The sequence below is a fragment of the Alteromonas sp. 5NS40-0096 genome, from assembly GCF_057544385.1.
This window is the reverse complement of the sequence record NZ_BAAJLQ010000003.1, coordinates 13,362-35,830: the sequence shown is the minus strand read 5'-3', so window position 1 is coordinate 35,830 and position 22,469 is coordinate 13,362. Positions and strand designations below refer to the sequence as shown.

Genomic DNA, 22,469 nt, shown 5'->3' with positions numbered 1-22,469 from the left:
ACCGACAGCGTCTGCTACTCCTTATCGCTGAGCTCAGATAGAAGCTCAGCGGCCTCTGCAGCCTGATTGCCAAAACCATCGAACAGCTTTTTCACAACAGGATGTTCAATGTTCTTGGGGGTTAAAAAACGAAATAGTGCTGCGGTAAACAAAGCCAGTAAACCACAGAATATGCCTTGGGCTACCAACCAGTTTGCCGATGCTACAGCCCATAAGTCCACACCGAAAAACACCATAAAACCGACTAACGTAAATGCAAGATAAAACGGCACGATGAGCAACGACAAGCGAAAGTAAGCTAACGCTGATAACCTAACGTTAGCCAAGTCTTTTTGCACTTGCTCTACGGGTTTTGCAAAATCGAGTTTTACCGCTTTACCAAGCAACATTATCGCCGTAATGGTGACGAATACAGACCACAATGACACGGTAATGCCACTGAGATATAAATGCGTTATCTGGCTATATTCCAGGGTAAATTGAACCATCACAGTCGTAAAAACAATACCGCACATAAGAGCGATAGCGTTTGCCCAAATAAACGGCTGTACGGTTTGCTTCGCTTGTGAATGCACCAGTTGCTTTACGACACGAGAATTGAGATTCAATGTTTTTGACAACTTAGCGTCTTGTGACGCCCACTTTTGTGATAATGACTCAAAGGTATCCATATTAATGGCTCCTGCTGACTGTTTGATTTAACTTTTTCTTAATGCGCGACAAGCGACTACCGACATTCGTTGCCGAGAGCGACAACACCTCTCCAATCTGTTCGTAATTCAATCCGTCCAAATGTAACAGTACGATGGCTCTTTCGAACTTGTTAAGCGACTTCATTATCGTTTCAATGTCGCCGTCACTAGACAGATTTTGCTCTGATTGAAATTCAAAAACGTCTTCATCAATATTGGTTTCGAGTTTAGGCCGCGAAGAGGCTTTTCGAACAAAGCTGATGGCCGTATTCAGCGCCACTTTATAAATCCATGTTGATGGTGCAAACCGATCATCGTATCGGTCGAATGAACGCCACAGCTGCAGCATGATTTCTTGTGCGACATCAGCCCTACTTTCATCATCGAAAAAGTAGTTGCCCGCCACTTTGTAAATCAATCGAATATGCTGATTGATTACCTTTTCAAACGCTGCCTGCTTAGAGTCCACTTTGTTTTCTCATTCCTGTTGTTGATATGACTTGAATGTTGATACTCTATTATTCGCAGACGTTGTGATAAAAATCACACTGCATTAAATAATATTTTTCCGCGATGCAAAGAGACACTCATGGAACAAGAGATCGAACAGGTTCAGCAGGTTTACAACATATTAGTTGAGTTCTTTGTCACCTACAGTTTTCAACTCGTCGGTGCTTTGGTTATCTTTATCATTGGCCTGTGGGTAGCCAAAAAAGTCGCCAGTTTGGTCAACAGCTTATTGCTGAAAAACAACATCGACCAGACTCTGAGCAAATTTCTTGGCAGCACAGCCAAGGTCATCATTATTGTGATGTTTGCCGTTATCAGCCTCGGTAAAGTTGGAATCAGTGTAACGCCATTTGTCGCGGCCATTGGTGCTGCCTCACTCGGTGCAGGTTTGGCTTTTCAGGGGCTATTGTCAAACTATGGCGCGGGTATGACTATTATTGTTACCTCGCCTTTCAAGCTTGGGCATACGATATCGGTCAAAGGTGTAACAGGAGTCGTAAAGGACATTCATCTGGGAATGACAGTATTGACCAACGAAGACGAACAGGAAATCACCATTCCCAATCGCCATATTGTCGGCGAAATTTTACATAACTCCTTTGCCAATACCCTTGTGAGTGGAGAAGTTGGCATTGCGTATAGCAATGACCCCAATGATGCTGTGCTGAAAATTAAATCCGCAATTGTCGATTCTGGTTTGATCGACCCCGATAGGGAGCCGCAAGTCGGTATCGATAACTTCGGAGATAGCAGCATCAATATTGGATTTAGATGTTGGGTGCCAACTTCTACGTTCTATCAAAACAAATATGCGTTAAATCAATTGGTTTTCGCAACACTACAGTCAAATGGCTTTACCATCCCATTCCCTCAACGAGAAGTGTCTATAGTAAAAGAGACTTAATGGCAAAACGCCGCCATTCGCGAAAGACATCGCTCTGTGGCGGGCACAAATGAGGCACGATATGTTCTCGCGAATCAGTATCGATATGTGGCGTGTTTTTGTTGCGGTAGCGACCCAAGGAAGCACAATAAAAGCGGCTGAGCACCTACACAAAACGCAGTCTGCGATTAGTCATTCGCTAAAAAAAATCGAAGGCGAACTCGCTCAGCAGCTGTTTGAAGTACAAGGCCGAAATCTAGTGCTTACGCCATTAGGTAAGGTTCTTTTGCCAAAAGCTCAACGCCTTTTAGGCGAAGCCGATACTGTCGAAAACTTTGGTCGTAATTTTAAGCTTGGCCAAGTCAATGAAATCATTATAGCGGTGGATATCTTGGTCGATCAGCAAAAGCTGCTAAAGGCATTGTCGGCTTTTAGTCTGAATTACCCCGATATCTCCGTTCGCATTCACGAAACCGTGCTGTCGGGTGCACAATACAAATTAGACAATGGTAAGGTTGCCATTGGTATCGCTAGTCGGCTTCCTACGGGGTTAGCTATCTCACCTTTTGATACTGTGCAAAAACACTGTGTCTGCGCGTCCACGCATCCTCTTGCACGCATCCAACAGTTATCTCTAGAAACGTTGACGGACTATGTACAGATTGTCATGCAAGACTCGGGACCGGATAACATAGATTCAGGTTGGTTAGGCTCAACCAAACGCTACAGCGTCTCGCATCTATCGACAGCCGTTGAATTTGTCTTGTCCGGAGCTGGCTACGCTTGGTTACCCAAATTCAAAACCACTGAGTTAATACAACAGGGTCGGTTGCATTGCGTCGATTTGAAACAAGGCGCAGAGCGACAAGTCCACTTACAAATGGGCATGGCAGAAAAGTTTGCAACCATCCCAGAGGTGCACTTTTTATACGAATGTCTCTCGACACATGCACAAACATCCCAAGAATAAATATAGCAATTTCAGATTGTTAGATTAGTCGAAATGTTACCTATGAAAAAAACGACGTATTCATAGCAAATTTATTCGTTATTTTTTGATTCGCTCATTCACTAGCATGACCTCGTTAATGATTTGAGGAGAGAAGTGATGAGCACAAACTATCTAAAGCTGCTGGCAACAGGTGGCGCATTAGCCGCGAGTATATCGCTATCTCACATCTTAGCCGAAGGTGGGTTGCAAGCTCACGTTATCGCTTTTTTTCAGGCTGCAGGCTGTGCCATCTTGCTCTTTGTCGCAGATAACACCCACTCTCAGTTTCGTTTTTGGCCTTATGCTTTCATCTCCTCACTATTAGGCTACACGTTGCCAATGATGCTGGTTTTAACAGCACTTCCACATGTGGGTGTCGGGTTGTCTTCGCTCTCCTATGCGTTGCCGTTACTTGTGACTTACTGCCTTAATGTAATGATGGATAAGCACCAATTGCACTGGCAAAAAACACTGGCGGTTTTGACTTTGACTTGTGGCACCGGTATCTATCTGGGAACGTCTCAATACGTCGAGTGGCAGGTCAATGGTAGTTGGTTAATCATACTGTTGCTTTCTCCGATAAGCGTGGGCGCAGCTAACGTATTTAGAGGAATGTATTACCCTGTATCCCAAAGCAGCACTCGCATCGCTTTTCAAACGAATCTCTGCTCTGCAGCCGTTTTGATTCCCGGCCTGTTTACACAGGACCTCAGTGCTCTGCCCAATCAACCACAGCTGCTGATATCACTCGCCGCTTTAATAGGCGTAGCCGCATTGGGGCAGTGGTTCTTGTTTTCACTACAACGGACAGCCTCACCGGTCTTTGTCGGTCAAATCGGCAGTGTTGCTATGTTATTCGGCGGACTGTGTGGCGTACTTTTCTTCAATGAGCCACTTTCCATTTCTCAAGTTTCAGGGCTCATGTTGATCTTATGTGGCGCCATCATCTTCAGCCGCACCCAACACGTAATGCCTAAACCCGAGTTACTCACTCAACGTTCTACCATTTAATCTGAATCGAAAGGAGATTTAACCATGTTATTACGAGATGCCATTAAGAAACGCAGAGCCGTAAAACACTTTATTCCTGAAGGCCCCATTGACGATGCGTTGTTTAATGAATTGATGGAGGCTGTTATCTTGTCACCAACGTCGTACAACATGCAGAATTGGCGCTTTGTGCGCGTCACCGATAACCAGCTTCGAGACGACATCACACTTGCAGCATGGGGGCAATCTCAAGTTTCCATGGCCGCAGAACTCATTATCTTGTGTGCGGATCTCAACGCATGGCAAACACAACCTATGCGATATTTTGAAAACGCACCTTTAGCAATAGCCGAGGCGCAAGTATCCATGATGCGAGACTTTTATATCAACAAACCCTCTGTACAGCGGGATGAAGCCATGCGTTCCTGCGGTATTGCCGCACAAACACTGATGTTAAAAGCGAAAAGCCTCGGATTAGATACCTGCCCCATGGTGGGCTTTGACCCGCAAAAAGTCGCTAAGCTAATTCAATTGCCAGATAGTCATGTCATAACCATGATGGTTGCACTGGGTAGGGCCGAGCAACCCGCTCACCAAAGGGGCGGCCAACTGCCATTGAATGAAGTGCTTATCGAAAACCAATTCGGTTGAGTATCTGATATAAGATCGCGAGTGTTTTTGGGAGGTTAAGCGCTTACACCTTCTACTTTCGTAGTGAATTGCGCTTCCTCCATTGCTATCGGCAGCCACAATGAATAGACTTGCCGCGTTATAAAAATTGCAGGTCAACTATGCCGTTAAAGATAATGGTTGGCGCAAGGACGTGGCTCTACCTACTCACAATACTTTCGTGTTTTTTCCGCGTAATTGCTGATGAACAAAACACCGATATTACTATCGTTGCTGATGAGTGGCGCCCTATGCATTTTCTCGACGAAAATGGTCTGCCCAAAGGTGCACTTTACGAATTAGCTGAGCACGCCTTTACAAAAGCAGGTATCTCATACAACATAGTCGAGCAGCCCTTCGCTCGCGCGTTAAAGACCGTCAAACAACACAAAAATGTTGTGATGCTATCCGTTGGTCGTCACGCCAACCGAGAAAGCCAATATCGCTGGCTAACACCGATTTACACCGACACCTACATGGCCGTTGCATTAAAGCAGCGCCGCGACATCGTCATTGAAACACCGCAGGATTTAACTAAATACACGTTAGGCGTTGTAAGGGGTTATCCCTTGGCTGTGCTCAGTCCTGAGTTGAAAAGCCAGCTTAAAGTGGTCGAAGTCACCAGCACACAGCAGATGTGGAATTTACTAAAAACAGGCCGTGTCGATTATGTCTTTTCAACAAAGAACCTGGCTTTATTTGAAGCCGAGTATGCAGGCGTGGACCCCAATTCAGTAAAAGGTGTGTTTCAGTTTAAAGAGAAAAATCTGATTCGCGTATACGCCATCACCAGTAAAGACACCCCTCAACCCACTGCCGAGCGATTGCAAAAAGCGCTAACCAATGCCGTTGATTCTGAATATTATGATGCACTCATGGCGCGCTGGCAGATAAACGCGATTTCATTGGCGCAAGAATTGAGATTTTTCGGCGAATAATTGCTACCGTAACCCCATAATCGTTTTTTCGAGGAATGAGAGATTGTGTGAGTTACTTGGCATGTCAGCAAACGTGCCTACCGATATCTGTTTTAGTTTTTCAGGGTTACTCGAAAGAGGCGGCCGAACCGGGCCTCACAAAGACGGCTGGGGCATTTCGTTTTACGAAGGTAAAGGATGTCGCAGTTTCAAAGATTCTTTACCTAGCTGCGAATCGGAAATAGCCAATCTCGTTAAGCGTTACCCCATGAAATCCCAGGCGGTTATCAGCCATATTCGTCAGGCAAATCGCGGTGGTATTAAACTCGAAAACACCCACCCATTTATTCGCCCACTGTGGGGGCGGCATTGGACATATGCGCACAATGGACAACTCAGCCAATACAAATCTGCGCTTAACGTGTCGCATCAACTCCCCGTGGGTACCACAGACAGCGAGTTGGCATTTTGCTGGATCCTCGAGAAATTAGTAGAACGCTATCCAAAGAAACCGACATCGATGGCCAGTGCATTTCGTTATGTTGCCACACTGGCCAATGAGCTTCGTCAGTTTGGCGTGTTCAATATGCTACTTACCGACGGAGTTTATGTCTTGGCGTTTTGCTCAAATAACTTAACTTGGATTACGCGCAGAGCGCCTTTTGGTAAAGCGACTTTAATTGATTCTGATTGGATAATCGACTTCGACAAAGAAACGACACCCAACGACATTGTCACCGTTGTTGCTACGCGCCCGTTAACCAATGATGAAACATGGCAGAAGATGGAACCTGGGGAATTTGTCTTGTTCAAAAACGGAGAAATCCAGTCTCAAAAGGTGTTGCCGTAATAGGCAAAATACAGCTAGAGTCGACGAGTGTCGCATCCCATTGGTTAAGACTATAAGACAATAGGGATAACTTATTGGTCTCATCAAAAGCCCAAATGCTATGCTATCAATAGTCAACCATTGGGGCAGCCATGAAAATACAACGTCGACACCTCGACTACTTTGTCGCCATCGCCGACGCTGAAAGTTTCAGTAAAGCGGCAGCCAGATTATTCGTTTCACAACCATCGCTGAGTCAGCAAATTGCTCAACTGGAAGAAATCATAGGAACCGCATTATTCGTGCGAGGCCAAGGCAAAACGACGCTCACGGCCGCAGGGCAACACTTTTACACCAAGGCGAATGACCTTCGCCGCGAGCTCAACGCTATTGTTAACGAAACGCGAATGTTGGGCGAGTCTCATTCTTTGCTTATCGGCTTGCCTGACTACCATATGTTTGCTCCTGTAACCGAAGGCCTCCGAGCGTTTTCTCATGACAACCCAAAAGGGTTCATAGCAAAGGAAATGATGGCAGCAGATATGGTACAAAGTATTGAGCAAGGCGAAATCCATTTTGGTTTTATCGCTAAGCCGTTTCCTTTCGAATCAGCAAATTTAGTATCGATTTGTATCGAGAAAACGGCGCTTCAAATTTGCGTATCGTCGGATAATTCTTGTGCCACCCAACACCACTTTGCGCTGGCAGATTTTACGAATAATGAACTCATTTTATTAGCCAAAGAAGACAACCCTGGATTCCATCGGTACGTGGTAGACAGCCTTAACCAGGTTGGTGCAAAGCCTGTTTTGAGCAGTGCGCAAGCCACTGGTTTGCAAGCGCAATATACTCTTGTGGGTATTGGGCAAGGTGTTTGTTTGACACTGACTCATGCACCGTTGCCCTCCCAACGTTTACGCACACTACCGATTGAGGGCTCTCCTTTGATTCACGACTTACATTTGGTTTGGCGCAAAGACTTACACCACCCACTTGCTGAATCCTTCAAAACATTTTTTACCCAACCAGAGTAAACATCAGCTATGTTTGAATTACGACCTGACGGTATCTTAGTAACCGCCAAACTTTCACTCCATGACCATATAGAACTGGAAAACGGAATAAAAACTATCCAAGACTTTTGTGCGGCAATGATGACTGAACCTGGTTGTTTGTTCGCATTCGCAAGTCGTGAAATCAAATCTGCTCGGTCTTTCATTTTATGGGAGCAATACGCTGACGAAACCGCTATTTCTGCTCATTTTAAAGCCCCACATACTCAAAGCTTTATCGAAGCCGATATTTGTACCTTGGACTTCTCTGCTCAATCTTCTATTGCGTTGGGGGTCAAGTGAAAACATTTAAATGGGGCATATTAGGTACCAGCTTTATCTCCGAGGTAATGGCGAACGCGATTACTCAAAATAACGACGGCAATGTGGTTGCTGTTGCGGGGCGCTCACAAGCCCCCTTACGCCAATTTGCCGAAAAACACTGTGTCTCTCATGTTTACTTGGATTATCAGTCTGTTATTGATAACCCCGAAGTCGATATTGTGTATATTGCACTCCCCAATCACTTACATGTGGAATGGGTAATCAAAGCTGCCAATGCAGGCAAAGCCGTTCTGTGTGAAAAGTCATTGTCAATCGACGTAGCGTCTGCCAACAGGGCGATTGGAGTAGTGAGAGAGTCGAATGTGTTTTTTGCTGAAGGCTTAATGTATTTGCATCATCCACTGATTGCTAAGCTTCATGAGGTTATCAAACAGTCCACAATGGGCAAACTAAAGAGTATTCAAGGGAGTTATTGCGCAGCCATTTCCGCATTCACGAATCCAGCAGGCAAAGGTGTCCTCTTTAATTTAGGTTGTTATCCAATGTCTTTGGCAATCAGCGCACTGTCAGCCGCGGGGGTAGATACATCAAACATCGAGCTGCTAAACGCGATTGGCCGCAAAGGCGATGATGGTAATATCGTCGAAACCACAGGCGTTTTCAGTAGTGCTCAAGGCCACAACATCACGTTGCACTGCGCAGAAGACTATGGCTTACGCGCCAGTTTTGCGCTGTTATTTGAACAGGGATTTATCGAGTTTGAAACCAATCCTTGGTTGCCAACTCACAACAATGTGATCAACGTTTCAGTCTATGAACAAACGCCCCAGCGAATTGAAGTCGGCGCCCTTGGTGATGGGTTTGATTATCAAGTTGAGCATGTACACCAAGCGTTAAACACGAGTTGTTACGAGTTTGCCGCACCACTGCCCACCTATGAGCACAGTTTGTCAGTGATGAAACAACTTGAGGATTGGGCTTCACAGATGCGCATCATCCAATAAAAAAGGAGAGCCAAGCTCTCCTTTTTTCACTCATCATATTTATAGCGTTAAAATGACTTTTACCGAATCATCCACACTCGATTCGTCGATGTATCCAATCGCGTTCGGGTTGGCTGCCACTTCAGCCTTCACTTCGGCATCTGAGCCAAGTTCTTTTGGCGGCGTACCTTTGCCAGTAAAAATCAATTTTGACCAGTATGATTTTAGCTGACTATTCGACTTACCAATCACTTGTTCATTGAACATGGCAGTGATGTCACTCGCTTCAGGCTGATTTAATGGCGCCGCTTTAGCCCCACCAAATTTCTTTTTCTTGCCCAAAAACAGCTTAGCAATATCTGATTTACTCGGAGAGTCACTGACGGCCGGATTCACAATAACCGCAATACCTGCAACGCTAGAGTGAGCGAACAGTAAGGTTATCGTCAATATTAACAAACGTACAAAAGTGTTATTTAACATTGCCATCTACCTCAGAAAACCGTTGAAACTGCGAAGCGAACTAAACCAACATCATTGTTTGTGATGTCGTCATCTTCTTGTTTGTATTCAAGCTTGAATACCGCAGCAGGGTGAAAATCATATCTCACACCAACTTGCCAAAATGTTGAGTCAGTTCTAAACCCTTCTGCTGCACCAGCCGTCGTGTGATAGAGGGTACCGAATGCATCAACAGGAGGAAAAGCCGGAACGGGCAAACCGTCAATCGCCAATGTATTGGGTTCATCTTCGTCAGCCCCTATCGTCGCATGCACCATGATTTCGTCGTCTAAACGGTAGCCTGCAGACAAATACCAAGACTTCTGCTCTTCCGCCAACAAGTTGTCACCGGGTTCAACAACCGTGTATTCCGCGATCAATAGCACTTTTTCATAATCGACCGTCGCACCAAAACCTAAGAAGGTACCAGTATCGTCTTCCACGACTATGTCAGCCGCGCGATCGGCGAAGCCAGCATTGGCCCACGCACCAGCAAGATTGTCGAAATCTGCTATGTCAAAGGTGATATCAGCACGCGCATAACCCGCTCTGAGTGATAACCAGTCGTAATTCATTGTTAGCGCGGCGGTAAAGAAGCTATCTGCCTCAGTACTGACTTCTTGGCCGCTGATCGTCGCATCCTGATTGTTACTGCCGTAGCTCAGCTGAATGATGCTTTCCCAGTCTCCGAAGTAGTCAGTGTAAAGCACACTTACTCCATCAATAGAACTGAACGGTAAAGAGTAAACGCTCTCAGGTGGCGCAACCCAGTGGTATGCATAACCGACATCTAGGAAGTCAGAATACACGAAAAACGGTGCGCGCTGACGACCAGCCAACAACTTAACGGTGTCTGTAAGTTCATACCCTACATATCCCCACTCTAGCTCAAGGTTCCAATCATCTTCCCCTCTCGCGATTAGCTGTCCTACAACGCTTAACCCATCGCCAAGATCTGCATTGGCCTGCAGTCCAAACAAGGAATCTGGGCTAAAGCTGAAGTCGCCATCGTAGTTGTGTAACGTATCTTCATCATCCGTCGTCATACCACCCGCTAACGTAGCGAAGCCGTTAAAATTGATTTCTGCTAAAGCAGACGCGCTGAGTAATGCACTACAGGCAATTGCGCATGTAAAAGCCTTTTTGGCCATGTGTGTCTCCAAAGTTTTTTGTGTTAAACACGAAACGAACGAGCAATTTGCTCAAGACTGCTGGCAAGCTGATTGAGGTTCTCAGCTACACCGGCCAATTGCGTTGACGATGCCGCGGTTTCATCTGTCTGAGTTTGGATGTTATCTACATGCCCAACCATCAGATGTGAAACGGTTTGTTGTTGTTCTGTGGCTACCGCGATTTGCTCGTTCATTGCATTGATTGAATTCACCGTTTCGGTGATTTTTTGCAGGCTACTTCCCGCTTGATTTGCTTCATCTACAGTAGTGATTACCGAAGACTTGCTCGCATCCATTGTTTCTACCGCAGCACTCGCAGCACTTTGCAGCTGCTCGAGCATGGCGTTAATTTCTTCCGTTGATTCCTGTGTTCGGCTGGCGAGGCTTCTTACCTCGTCCGCAACTACCGCAAACCCGCGGCCTTGCTCACCGGCACGAGCCGCTTCAATAGCGGCATTAAGTGCCAATAAGTTTGTCTGTTCGGCGATGCCACGAATCACTTCCAGTACCACATTTACCTTGTTGGTATCTTCTTGTAACTGCGTGACTACCGCAGCAGCGGTTTGCATACTTTCCGACAGCGTTTGAATACTGTCGACCGTTGAATTGACAACCGTAAAGCCTTTTTGCGCTTCACCATCGGCGAGCTTGGCGGCGCTTGCGGCTTCCGCTGCGTTTTGTGCAATTGACGCTACGCTGTCACTCATTTCATCAACAGACATTTTCGACTGCTGTGCATTTTGAATCTGCCGCTGCATAATTTCGTGGATATCTGTCGAAAGTCGATTAACACTGCTGGCTTGTTCAGCCAATGGTAAAACGGAGTCGACGATTTGCTTGATAACGGACTGCAACTTTTCGATGAAACTGTTGAACCAATGTACTAGGTCACCTATTTCGTCTGAACTATTGGTGGACAATCGAATTGTTAAATCACCGTCTTCACTCGCAATGTTTTTCAATGAGCGAATCACGTCCTTCAAACTATTACTGATAGTCATGCTGACAGGGATCGCTACAGCCAGTAACGCAACTACGGTAACGAGAGCTACGACAATACCGATAATAGACAAACTACTTGCTGAGCTTCTCGCGCCCTCAAACGCCGCAGTGAAAGCCTGCATCTGCTTCTGTTGAAACTGCTTTAAAGAGCTTTCGACTGCTGCGAGTTGTTCCGACATCGCCTGACTTCTTGCCCCCACCGTTGAGAAGTCCACCGTCTCGTCAACCATTTCTCTAGATAGGCTAAAAGAAGATTGAAAATACGTATTGAACTGTTGTCGAATAGTCTCCACATCTTCAATTGTGGTGCGATCGGTCTGGCGTATTTGGTTTAAGTCACCACGTAACTCCAACGCTAACGATTCCGCTTCGTCTAGCATTTCTTCTTCTGCACTCGCGACTGCGTTACCCAGCGTTTCTTTGATTTTTTCCAATCGAATTAGGTTTTTTTCAGCAATTTGTAACAACGGAAACTGCTTAGATTGCGCATCATTGAGCGTCGCAACTGTGCCATTGATCTCGGTTATCGTAATGGTCAAGTAGCTCAGTAAACCTATGATCCCTACCAAGGGAATTAACCAAATCTTGTGTGCTATTGATAAGTTCTTAAAAAAAACCATTCAGGTCTCCTAGGCCATCCATGACGCAAGCATTAATGTTATTTACAGCCCCACCCTGTTTTAGAGGCAATCAAATATTGGATTTGTCATTTTTGAGGCCAACTCATCTGACCTGTTGTATTTTACTGACAAAAACAAGAATTTATATCCGTCTTTAGTCAAAAAAGCCGATGCGAAATTGAACAAACGGCATTTAACATTTAATATACATTTCAAAGGAGAAAGCGCTTTCTCGTCAATATTTCGCCGATGATACTTTTTTGCATTTTGACTCATTACTGCAAAGTGTAGACGTAATTATCGAATTTGCGTTATCGGATAATTCATTGAGACGAAAGCATTTTTCTCTGTCATAGTAGGTTTATATAAAAACGTTTAAGAATCTGGATTGATGTATGCAGCAAGAAAATATGAAATTTATCATCCTGATCAGTTGTGTCGCGACAATTGGCGGGTTCCTATTTGGCTTTGACAGTGGGGTGATCAACGGCACGATCGATGGTTTACAAGCTGCGTTTAATTCCACCAGCATTGGCACTGGGTTTAACGTTGCTAGTATGCTTCTTGGCTGCGCATTTGGTGCGCTGTTTGCCGGCACTCTTGCCGATGTGTACGGCCGTCGTACATTACTTATCGTCGCCGCTGTATTGTTCATTATCAGTGCGTGGGGCTCTGGTATCGCAGGCAGTTCTTTCGAATTCATTATTTACCGTTTAATCGGCGGATTAGCGGTAGGTGCAGCATCAGTCATGGCCCCCGCCTACATTAGCGAAATCGCCCCAGCCCATGTGCGAGGCAGGCTTACCACTATTCAGCAAATTGCCATTATCGTTGGCTTGTTTACCGCATTTGTCAGTAATTACCTGTTGGCCAAAACAGCCGGCGTCTCTACCGCCGAGTTTTGGTTTGGCTATGAAGCATGGCGTTGGATGTTTTGGATTGAATTGGCACCTGCCACTCTATTTCTGTTCGCCCTTATGTTTATCCCAGAAAGCCCGCGTTTTTTGGTGATCAAAGGAGAAACACAAACTGCGAACGAGGTTTTTACCAAACTCTATGGTCAATCAACCGCAGAAACCAAACTCCAAGAAGTAGAAGTGTCGTTAGCGCAAGACAAGCACAAGCCTTCAATCATGGACTTGCTAGACAAGGGTAAAATCAAACCTATCGTATGGGTAGGCATTGGCCTTGCCACGTTTCAACAGCTGGTCGGTATCAACGTTGTATTTTACTACGGCGCAGTATTATGGCAGGCAGTAGGCTTTTCTGAATCCGACGCCCTACTCATAAATATTATCAGTGGCGCCGCGAGTATTGTTGCCTGTGTCATCACTATTTTCCTCATCGATAAATGGGGTAGAAAACCTTTTCTAATGCTTGGTTCTATCGGCATGGCAGTGACACTTAGCCTAATGGTATTCGCCTTTACCAATGCTGGTGTGGATGCAAGCGGCAATATGGATTTGGGTAATTATGGCTCTCTTGCGCTCATCGCTGCCAATGTGTACGTGTTCTTTTTCAACATGTCATGGGGGCCGGTGATGTGGGTGATGCTAGGAGAAATGTTCCCAAATCAAATTCGAGGAGCGGGTTTAGCTGTCTCCGGCCTTTTCCAATGGGGGTCCAACTTTATCATTGCGATGACATTCCCAGTATTGCTGACTTCTATCGGCTTGGGTGGCGCTTACGGCGTATATGCCTTCTTTGCCTTTATCTCAGTCGGCTTTGTCTTCAAATTCGTCAAAGAAACAAAGGGGATCGAATTAGAGGATATGGAGAAAATCTAAGGTTTTGCACCTTAAATTACGACCAAAGTTGGTCTTTTTATGACCAACTTTTGGCGTTAAACTAAAAGGATTCAGCTTGGGATGGATCCCATAAGGTAATCAAGGTGCTCCTTATGGCTTACAAAGTTAACTACAAAAACGATGTTGTCGTGATCAGTTTCCATGAACATGTTGATGGGCTTGATGTTGCTCAACTTCACCGAGATCCCGCTTTTATTGAGGGACTTCGCCAATTTGACAAAATCCTCTATGATTATTCACCCGCATTGTCCTTGAGTATGGCACCCGATGACGTGAGAGCATTTGCTCGACTTGCCCATATAGAAGCGCAATTTACGCCTCATATGCATCTTATCTTAATCCCACAAAACACCGAATATCTTGAACGGGCAGAGCAATACCGCGATATGGTAATGTCGCTTGGCTGGCGTGTAGATATCGCCAACGATCAAAATGACGCCTTCGCTCTATTTGAGAGCGAACACAAGGAATTCGCTTAACAGCTCACTCCTACGGCGCAGTTAGCTGGCTAGTCATATTGAGTAGCACTTTATTTCGTTTGCCTCAGTTCATAGCTGACGGCTTTTGCTCAAATCTTATTCTCGCCCTCAGATATAGACAAACGTAAATACCAACCGATTCGCTGCAATCCCACCTGTGCTATTCACTGAACATCGGGGTGTATAATTTTTTTCTAATTTTTACTTTCATTAATGAAATTGTCGGCTATACCTTAAAGATACAACCGCAAAAACTAGACTAAAGTATAATAAAACTAAAAAAACGATCGCATTTTAGTCAATCCCAAAGAAGGAAAGCGGTATAAGTAAGGAACGCAGATATGACAGACCATGCATTAATAAATGAGTCAGCCGAGCACAATAGTTTTAATACAAAGTTTTGGCTGATACTAGTTATCACCGTTATCGTCAGTGTCGGTTTGAGCCTCACTGGATTGGCCATTTTAGCAAGTGTTTTGGGTATGGCTGGAACGGCGACTGCTTTTTTAATTACTCAATCGTCACCGGATTCAACTGCATCGGTCGGCCAAGTTCAATCACAAACGCATTTAGAAGACATTCGAGAATTTGGGCTCCTTACACACGAGCTGTCACTTGTTCTCGAACAGTGTAAACAGAACCTCGTTGATGTTAACTCCACACAGGACGACGCGATTACTACCCTTAGCGGAGCATTTCTCAACTTTCAAAATCTCGCTGCAAGCCAAAGCACCTGTATTCAACAGTTACTCCAATCCGGTGACAACGAGGGTGAATTATACGCCCCAAAAATGCGCGCATTTGCCGCCAATACCGAACAAACGATTAGTGAATTCATTGCCTCAACGGAGGCAAACAAAGCCACAACGGCAGATATATTGTCGAAGGTTGATGAAATCTGCCGAACCATGCCAACCGTTGTAAAAGCACTGGGAGATATCGACGATATTTCTGCACAGACCAACCTATTAGCCCTCAATGCAGCGATCGAAGCAGCGAGAGCTGGCGAAGCAGGTAGGGGATTCGCCGTTGTGGCAGATGAAGTCAGAGCGCTTTCCAATCGCTCTACGCAATTCAGCGATGTCATCAAAAAACAGATGGATATGTTTGGTGAGCAGATAGAGAAGCTAACTGAAGAAATCCATGCATTGGCCGCTCAAGACCTCAACCACATTATTGACGCCAAACAAGATATTCAGGCATCACTTGAAGCGATCATTGCGAAAGCCGAAGCGGACTCCGTCACTACTTCAGAACTCACCGGGATTGGCCAAGAACTCGAGAGCGCAATTAATAACGCCATTAGGGGCTTACAGTTTGGTGACATCAATGGCCAAAACTTAGTCTACACGAAAGAAATTCTTGTTTTTGTGACGGAACAACTCGCTGATATTCAGAGCATCTCAATCGAAGAACTCTCTGCTCGCATTCATGACTATCAGCAGAAAATGACCCAGAGGGTAAACGTAGACCACAACCCCGTCTCTCAAACATCCGTAGAGGCAGGCGAGATCGAGCTTTTTTAACTGGGTCGAACCAGCGCGTTCGGCACGCACAACAATTTGGAATGTTAGTGGTGGAAAGTGATAACCACCTAGGTGCAATTTGAGTAATAGGAAGATGTGAAATGGGTAAGAGTGTATTAGTGGTAGATGACTCACCATCCATACGTCAGATGGTTGAAGTCACTCTCAAAGGTGCTGGGTACGACATAACAACCGCAGGGGATGGTCAAGACGCGTTAGATAAGTGCAAATTCACGCGCTTCGATTTTGTTTTGACCGACCAGAATATGCCGAGAATGGATGGCTTAACACTTATCAAATCTCTCAGAAGCATGGGCGCTTATGCCAGAACTCCAATCATGGTGCTGACCACAGAAGCGAGTGCTGACATGAAAAGCCAAGGAAAAGCCGCTGGTGCCACAGGGTGGATGGTAAAGCCGTTTGACCCCAACAAGTTGCTTGAAGTGTTAAAAAAGGTCCTTGGGTAACTAGCTGGAGGCCCTATGTCTATTGATATCGAGCAGTTCCATCAAACGTTTTTCGACGAGAGTTCCGAACATCTCGACGATATGGAGCGCCTGCTTATGGCGCTGGATTTGGATGCCCCTGACGACGAAGATGTCAATTGCATATTTAGGGCCGCACACTCGATAAAAGGGGGCAGTGGTATATTTGGCTTCGACGCTCTCACTGGCCTGACCCATGTAATGGAAAACTTGCTAGACGATGCGCGCAAAGGGCAACTCAAGTTTACCACCAGCATAGTAGACACCTTACTCGACACAGTTGATGTACTAAAACACATTCTCGCTAGCTACCAACAGCATCAACCCATCCCTCAACAAGAAATGGATGTGGTGTTCTCTCGGTTACTCGAAATTCTTCAAGACACTCACCCTGATGAAGTTGAAGCCCTTCGCCATGAGAATGATAAACAACACACTCAGACCGAAGCTGAAGCGGATGACGATTTTGGATTCTTCGATCTAGAGGACGACCGCGAGGAATCCAAACCTGCAGAATCTGACGACTCGTTTGGCTTTTTTGACGATGATGCAGAAGAAAAAGTCAGCGATAACGAAAAAGATGATTTTGGCTTCTTTGAAGCGGTGCCCGTTCAAAATGCCATTGCGCCCGAATACGGCTTCCACAAATCAATAGAACAAGTGAGAAAGGACGCAAAAGAAAACAAACCAACAGAAACGCCTATACAAGACAATGCAAAAGCATCGAGTAAACCCACATCGATTAAAACAGGCAAAGATTCCACGACCATTCGAGTCGACACTGCCAAAGTTGATGCCATGGTTAACCTTGTCGGCGAATTAGTCATTACGCAGTCGATGCTATCTATGATCAGCGACGAGGTGGAAGGCAGTACGGGTGATAAGTTAATGACGGCTATCACCGAGTTACAACGCAATACTCGTGAGATTCAAGAGTCAGTCATGGCAATGCGTATGTTGCCCATCAACAATACGTTCAATCGCTTCCCTCGAGTCGTACGGGACTTGTCGTCAAAACTGGGGAAAAAGGTCAACCTAGTTATCGAAGGTGGTGCAACCGAAATCGACAAGAGCATGATTGAAAAGCTTGTTGATCCCCTCACCCACTTGGTCCGAAATAGCATAGATCACGGTGTCGAATCCCCCGAAGAGCGCCTAGAGGCAGGAAAGGGAGAAGAGGGGCAAGTTATTCTGCGGGCAGAACAAAAAGGCAGCAGTATTATCGTGAGTATCGTCGACGATGGTGCCGGATTGGACCGCGACAGAATTCTCGCTAAAGCGGCTGAAAATGGCCTGCAGGCCGACGACAACATGAAAGACAGTGATGTCTGGCAACTCATTTTCCAACCGGGGTTTTCGACAGCATCAGAAGTCACAGATGTGTCGGGACGCGGTGTCGGCATGGATGTCGTCAGGCGCAACATCGAATCGATTGGAGGCAAGATCGAAATCGAGTCTCAGCCTGGCTTGGGCTCTGCGTTTTATATCCACCTGCCGCTCACGTTAGCGATTGTCGATGGCATGTGTGTTTCCGTCGGCGATCAAATTTTTGTTGTTCCCTTGGTGAACATTATCGAATCCATTCAACCTACCAAGGCGCATATTAAAACCATCGGCAACGATACCTTGTTAAGAATTCGCGACCAATATTGGCCACTCGTAGCAATACACGACGCGATGCAGATTGATGATGCCATTACTCAGCCCACCGAAGGCATCATCGTTTTACTAGAGAGCAGTAAAAAGCGATTTGGCATTCTGGTTGATAGTCTTGTGGGCCAACAACAAGTGGTCATAAAAAGCCTTGAACAACACTACCGCAAAGTGCCCGGGCTCTCCGGCGCAACCATTATGGGTGACGGCAGAGTCGCCATGATTGTTGATGCAGATGCGCTAGCCGTACTGAGCCCGTCTATTGAGCAAGAGGAGAACGTCGCGTGACACGCCAAGATCACCCTGAAACCGTCTCTCACCAGACTGTAAAAGAGTTTCTGAGCTTCGTACTTGGAGATGAACACTATGCATTGGACATTATCTCGGTAAAAGAAATCCGAGGGTATGAGCCGGTAACCAAAATCGCTAATGCGCCCCCGTTTATCAAAGGGGTAATCAATTTGCGCGGCGACATCGTGCCAATCGTTGATCTGCGTTTGAAATTCAATGTCGGCGAAGCAACGTATGACGAATTCACGATTGTGATCATGCTGAACGTACTTAATCGCATTGTAGGTATTGTTGTAGATGGTGTGTCTGACGTTGTCAGGCTGACAGACGACGATATCGCACCACCACCTGAGTTTGGTGTGGCATTTGATGTGAGGTATCTACACGGCCTCGCGAATGTCGAAGATCAGATGATCATACTCGTAAACATTGAAAGCCTGATTTCCAGTGAGGAACTGTGCTTATTTGATAACAGCAACGCAACCGAAGTGGAGTAAATGATGAGCATACTACCCTGGTTTAAACAATCTCAATCAGACGACGAGACTTTGCAGCAGTTGCGCAATGCCCAGTCACTGGATGGAATCAGTTCGTGCATTATGATGGCAGACGCCGATAGAAACATCGTCTATGCCAATGATGCCGTAATGCAACTTCTAAAAGAAGCCGAAGCCGATATTCGCGAAGTACTGCCACAGTTTTCAGCGGATAACTTAGTCGGCCAAAGCATTGATCAATTCCATAAAAATCCAAATCATCAACGAGGTATTTTAAGTAACCTTCGAGACAAAATGTCCTCGTCGATCGTGGTGGGAAAACAGAATTTCAAATTGAATCTCACGCCGCTATTTGACAGTGAAGGCAATAACATTGGTACCACCGTTGAGTGGATTGATCAAAGTGAATTGCTGCTGAAAAGCGGCATGCTTGACGCTTTAGATCGGTCCCAAGCTGTTATTGAATTCGACAGTGAGGGAGTCATCCAAACCGCGAATGACAATTTCCTCAATGCGATGGACTACCGCCTCAGTGATATCCAAGGGCAACATCACAGCATGTTTGTCGAACCTGAATACTCACGTTCCAATGAATACCGTCAATTTTGGGCAGACCTCAAAAAAGGTGAACTAAAATCTGGCGAATTTTTCCGGGTGGGACGCAATGGCAAAGAGGTTTGGATTTTTGCGTCTTACAACCCTATTTTTGACTCCGCTGGTAATGTGACCAAAGTCGTTAAGTTTGCTTCAGACATTACCGAAGAAAAACGTCAGAGCGCGTATTTTGAGGGTCAGATTGACGCCATTAACAAGTCCCAAGCGGTAATAGAGTTTGAACCCGATGGTACTATCATCAATGCCAATGAAAATTTCCTCGCCACCGTTGGCTACAGCTTAGAGGAAATTAAGGGCAAACATCACAGCATGTTCGTCGAGTCGTCATACAAAAATACCGAAGAGTACCGCAACTTTTGGCAGCAACTCGCCAAAGGTGAGCACTCCAGTGGCGAATATAAGCGCATTGGCAAGGGCGGCAGAGATATTTGGATTCAGGCAACATACAACCCCATTTTGGACCAAAAAGGCCGTACTTTCCGGGTGGTCAAATACGCATCGGATATCACTGACAGGACCATGGCAGTCAATACGATCAAGCAAACCATGACCAAATTAGCGACCGGTGACCTGACTTGCCGAATAGAAAATGAATTCAAAGGTGATTTCAAGGTTGTCGGCGAGTCGATTAATCAATTTATCGATGATATGTGCGGCACGATAGCCAGTATTAACGAAGCCGTAGAAACCATTAATAGCGCATCTGGAGAAATCGCATCGGGTAATGCTGATTTGTCGAGCCGTACAGAGCAGCAAGCATCCAGCTTGGAAGAAACGGCATCCAGTATGGAGGAGATCACAGGTACCGTCAGGCTCAATGCAGAGAATGCAGAGCAAGCCAACAGTTTAGCATCTCAAGCGTCGAAAATTGCCATTGAAGGCGGAGACATGATTCAAAGTGTGGTTAGCACCATGTCATCAATTAACGAATCGGCACAAAAGATATCTGACATCATTGGTGTCATTGATGGCATTGCATTCCAAACCAATATACTCGCTCTCAACGCGGCAGTGGAGGCAGCTCGTGCTGGGGAGCAAGGACGAGGATTTGCGGTCGTCGCATCTGAAGTTCGCACCTTAGCGCAACGCTCAGCAGAAGCAGCCAAAGATATTAAAGAACTGATCTCAGACTCAGTAACCAAAGTCTCCAGCGGCAACACCTTAGTGAACCAGTCAGGTGAGACAATGCAAGAGGTTGTCACTTCAATTAAGCGAGTCAACGACATTATGTCGGAAATTGCCGCTGCCTCTGCGGAACAATCGGCTGGCATTGACGAAGTAGGAAAAGCGGTAAGTCAAATGGATGAAATGACACAGCAAAATGCCGCCTTGGTTGAACAAGCGGCGGCGGCAGCGGAGAGTTTACAGCAACAATCCGTACAACTTTCCGAGCGTGTTGCGACCTTTAAGTTGGACGAATCTATGCTGAGTAGGCGGGCTAACGATCGCATTGAATCAAGATCGAGTACGGTTACGGCGCTGCCAAATGCAAGAGCGATGAATGGTGCTAAACCCGTTATCAGAGCATCCGAGCCTCACTCAGACGAATGGGAAAGCTTTTAACTCATGAGTGCTGCGATTTTGCCTAAAAGCCAATACGAGTTTGCGTTTAAACCAAAAGATTTTGAACGCGTACGCCGCTTTATATACCAAAAAGCGGGAATTCATCTGGCACAGAGCAAGGATTCAATGGTGTACAGCCGCCTTGCTCGGCGAATCAGGGCACTCAATCTAACCAGTTTTGATGCGTATCTAAAATATTTACAGTCGACACCGGAGGAAGAACAGGCATTTATTAATGCCCTAACGACTAACCTAACTGCGTTTTACCGCGAGCCTCACCATTTTCGTGAACTCGCGGTCTTTTTACGCACTCACAAAAGGCCATTAACCATATGGTGTGCGGCCAGTAGTTCAGGTGAAGAACCCTACTCTATCGCAATGACAGTAGTCGAAACCCTTGGTCGATTTGATGTTCCGGTAAGTATTATCGCGTCTGATATAGACAGCAATGTTCTCAACTTCGCTCGGGCAGGCGTATACCCCGCAGACATCACAAAAAAGCTTACGCCGGCACAGTGCAAACAGTTTTTGTACCGCGGCAAAGGACGACACAAAGGCAAAGTCAAAGTCGTTGATGAACTCAAACAATTGGTGAGTTTCCGGCAGATTAACCTCACCGACGCTGAATGGCCGATTCGCGGTCCTATCGACATCATTTTTTGCAGAAACGTGATGATTTATTTCGACCGGAAAACGCAGCTTTCGATACTGAAAAAAATGGTACAGCTCATGCCGAGTGACGGACTCTATGTTGCCGGACATTCGGAGAATTTTAATAGCGAACCCGATATCGTGAAACCACTGGGAAAAACCACTTACCGCCCAGTTAAAGGATGAAATGACAAAACACCAAGACGCGCCTTTTTCTGAACCCTATGAGCCCAATAGCTACTATGACCCTAGGTTCGAAAAGCAAGCAGTGAAGATACTACCAGGCGAGTACTTCGCCACCAGTAATGACGTCATGATTGTCACGGTTTTAGGCTCTTGCGTTTCGGTCTGTCTTCGCGATCCCTTTGCTGGTATCGGTGGCATGAATCATTTTCTACTACCGAATGACCATGTCCAACAGCAAGAGCAATTTAGCCGCCCAGCCCGTTACGGCCGTCACGCAATTGATATTTTAATCAGTGAGATTGAAAAATTGGGGGCATTACGCACAAGGCTCGAAGCCAAAGTGTTCGGGGGAGGAAATGTGCTCAAAGGACTTACCGTTAGCAACATCGGTGATATGAATTCGGATTTTGTTCTGAACTACCTCAGTGAACTCAATATTCCTATCGCTGCCCAAGACTTACTCGATATCTATCCTCGCAAAGTCTACTTTTTTCCAAAAACGGGGCAGGTCTTAGTGAAAAAAATCAAACATCTCAATAATACAACCATTGTTGAACGCGAAAGTGCTTATCGCATGAAATTGAGCGCTGACGATCAGTGGCACACAGTGGAAAAGTAG

Annotated in this window: 23 protein-coding genes; 18 read left to right on the top strand and 5 right to left on the bottom strand. The window is 45.8% G+C overall.

The genetic code is table 11. From position 1 onward, the window contains the following. Nucleotides 1-14: 14 nt before the first annotated feature. Nucleotides 15-671: a hypothetical protein gene (locus AC27G9_RS10130; protein ID WP_487073744.1), complete on the bottom strand. Its 657-nt coding sequence runs from the start codon at nt 669-671 to the stop codon at nt 15-17. Nucleotide 672: 1 nt separating this feature from the next. Continuing rightward, nucleotides 673-1,161 (bottom strand): RNA polymerase sigma factor, encoded by a 489-nt coding sequence (locus AC27G9_RS10125; protein ID WP_487073742.1) that lies wholly within the window; start codon nt 1,159-1,161, stop codon nt 673-675. Between the two features lie 120 nt (nt 1,162-1,281). Here AC27G9_RS10125 and AC27G9_RS10120 point away from each other — a divergent pair, with 120 nt between their 5' ends. From AC27G9_RS10120 to AC27G9_RS10080, 9 genes are all read left to right on the top strand, one after another. After that, nucleotides 1,282-2,106 carry a mechanosensitive ion channel family protein gene (locus AC27G9_RS10120; protein WP_487073740.1) on the top strand — a complete coding sequence of 275 codons (825 nt, stop codon included), beginning with the start codon at nt 1,282-1,284 and terminating at the stop codon, nt 2,104-2,106. Nucleotides 2,107-2,155: 49 nt separating this feature from the next. Next, nucleotides 2,156-3,055, top strand: a complete 900-nt coding sequence (locus AC27G9_RS10115) for a LysR family transcriptional regulator (RefSeq protein WP_487073738.1) — start codon at nt 2,156-2,158, stop codon at nt 3,053-3,055. Nucleotides 3,056-3,193: 138 nt separating this feature from the next. Further along, nucleotides 3,194-4,087 carry a DMT family transporter gene (locus tag AC27G9_RS10110; protein ID WP_487073736.1) on the top strand — a complete coding sequence of 298 codons (894 nt, stop codon included), beginning with the start codon at nt 3,194-3,196 and terminating at the stop codon, nt 4,085-4,087. 24 nt (nt 4,088-4,111) lie between these two features. Next, a complete protein-coding gene (locus tag AC27G9_RS10105; protein WP_487073734.1) occupies nt 4,112-4,717 on the top strand; it encodes a nitroreductase family protein in 606 nt (201 codons plus the stop codon). A 140-nt stretch (nt 4,718-4,857) separates the two neighbouring features. Continuing rightward, entirely contained in the window at nt 4,858-5,673 is an 816-nt protein-coding gene (locus AC27G9_RS10100) for a substrate-binding periplasmic protein (protein ID WP_487073732.1), read from the top strand. Nucleotides 5,674-5,716: 43 nt separating this feature from the next. Beyond that, entirely contained in the window at nt 5,717-6,502 is a 786-nt protein-coding gene (locus tag AC27G9_RS10095; RefSeq protein ID WP_487073730.1) for a class II glutamine amidotransferase, read from the top strand. 131 nt (nt 6,503-6,633) lie between these two features. Further along, nucleotides 6,634-7,515, top strand: coding sequence for a LysR family transcriptional regulator (locus AC27G9_RS10090; protein ID WP_487073728.1), 882 nt, complete (start codon nt 6,634-6,636; stop codon nt 7,513-7,515). A 9-nt stretch (nt 7,516-7,524) separates the two neighbouring features. Further along, complete coding sequence (locus AC27G9_RS10085) at nt 7,525-7,836, top strand: putative quinol monooxygenase (RefSeq protein WP_487073726.1); 312 nt, start codon at nt 7,525-7,527, stop codon at nt 7,834-7,836. After that, on the top strand, nt 7,833-8,822 hold the full coding sequence (locus AC27G9_RS10080) for a Gfo/Idh/MocA family protein (protein WP_487073724.1): 990 nt from the start codon (nt 7,833-7,835) through the stop codon (nt 8,820-8,822). The genes AC27G9_RS10085 and AC27G9_RS10080 overlap by 4 nt, the downstream gene beginning before the upstream one ends. Before the next feature lie 39 nt (nt 8,823-8,861). On the opposite strand, the gene AC27G9_RS10075 is transcribed toward AC27G9_RS10080, so the two are convergent. From AC27G9_RS10075 to AC27G9_RS10065, 3 genes are read right to left on the bottom strand one after another with little or no spacing between them, the layout of a single operon-like run. Beyond that, entirely contained in the window at nt 8,862-9,284 is a 423-nt protein-coding gene (locus AC27G9_RS10075; RefSeq protein ID WP_487073722.1) for a phosphate ABC transporter substrate-binding protein, read from the bottom strand. Between the two features lie 11 nt (nt 9,285-9,295). Then, a complete protein-coding gene (locus tag AC27G9_RS10070) occupies nt 9,296-10,453 on the bottom strand; it encodes a porin (protein WP_487073720.1) in 1,158 nt (385 codons plus the stop codon). Nucleotides 10,454-10,476: 23 nt separating this feature from the next. Beyond that, nucleotides 10,477-12,096, bottom strand: a complete 1,620-nt coding sequence (locus AC27G9_RS10065; RefSeq protein ID WP_487073718.1) for a methyl-accepting chemotaxis protein — start codon at nt 12,094-12,096, stop codon at nt 10,477-10,479. A 395-nt stretch (nt 12,097-12,491) separates the two neighbouring features. Here AC27G9_RS10065 and AC27G9_RS10060 point away from each other — a divergent pair, with 395 nt between their 5' ends. The 9 genes from AC27G9_RS10060 to cheD all read left to right on the top strand — a co-directional run bounded on the left by AC27G9_RS10060 (nt 12,492) and on the right by cheD (nt 22,469). Then, nucleotides 12,492-13,883 (top strand): sugar porter family MFS transporter, encoded by a 1,392-nt coding sequence (locus AC27G9_RS10060; protein WP_487073716.1) that lies wholly within the window; start codon nt 12,492-12,494, stop codon nt 13,881-13,883. Between the two features lie 113 nt (nt 13,884-13,996). Then, nucleotides 13,997-14,383, top strand: coding sequence for a hypothetical protein (locus AC27G9_RS10055; RefSeq protein ID WP_487073714.1), 387 nt, complete (start codon nt 13,997-13,999; stop codon nt 14,381-14,383). A gap of 341 nt (nt 14,384-14,724) precedes the next feature. Beyond that, the gene (locus AC27G9_RS10050; protein WP_487073712.1) at nt 14,725-15,909 is read left to right on the top strand and encodes a methyl-accepting chemotaxis protein; all 1,185 of its coding nucleotides are present in this window, start codon (nt 14,725-14,727) and stop codon (nt 15,907-15,909) included. Nucleotides 15,910-16,010: 101 nt separating this feature from the next. Further along, nucleotides 16,011-16,376, top strand: a complete 366-nt coding sequence (locus tag AC27G9_RS10045) for a response regulator (protein WP_487073710.1) — start codon at nt 16,011-16,013, stop codon at nt 16,374-16,376. 15 nt (nt 16,377-16,391) lie between these two features. Then, nucleotides 16,392-18,335, top strand: coding sequence for a chemotaxis protein CheA (locus AC27G9_RS10040; protein WP_487073708.1), 1,944 nt, complete (start codon nt 16,392-16,394; stop codon nt 18,333-18,335). Next, nucleotides 18,332-18,835: a chemotaxis protein CheW gene (locus AC27G9_RS10035; protein WP_487073706.1), complete on the top strand. Its 504-nt coding sequence runs from the start codon at nt 18,332-18,334 to the stop codon at nt 18,833-18,835. The genes AC27G9_RS10040 and AC27G9_RS10035 overlap by 4 nt, the downstream gene beginning before the upstream one ends. A gap of 3 nt (nt 18,836-18,838) precedes the next feature. Continuing rightward, nucleotides 18,839-21,013, top strand: coding sequence for a methyl-accepting chemotaxis protein (locus AC27G9_RS10030; protein WP_487073704.1), 2,175 nt, complete (start codon nt 18,839-18,841; stop codon nt 21,011-21,013). 3 nt (nt 21,014-21,016) lie between these two features. Beyond that, nucleotides 21,017-21,850 carry a CheR family methyltransferase gene (locus AC27G9_RS10025; RefSeq protein WP_487073702.1) on the top strand — a complete coding sequence of 278 codons (834 nt, stop codon included), beginning with the start codon at nt 21,017-21,019 and terminating at the stop codon, nt 21,848-21,850. A gap of 1 nt (nt 21,851) precedes the next feature. Beyond that, nucleotides 21,852-22,469 carry a chemoreceptor glutamine deamidase CheD gene (cheD, locus tag AC27G9_RS10020; protein ID WP_487073700.1) on the top strand — a complete coding sequence of 206 codons (618 nt, stop codon included), beginning with the start codon at nt 21,852-21,854 and terminating at the stop codon, nt 22,467-22,469.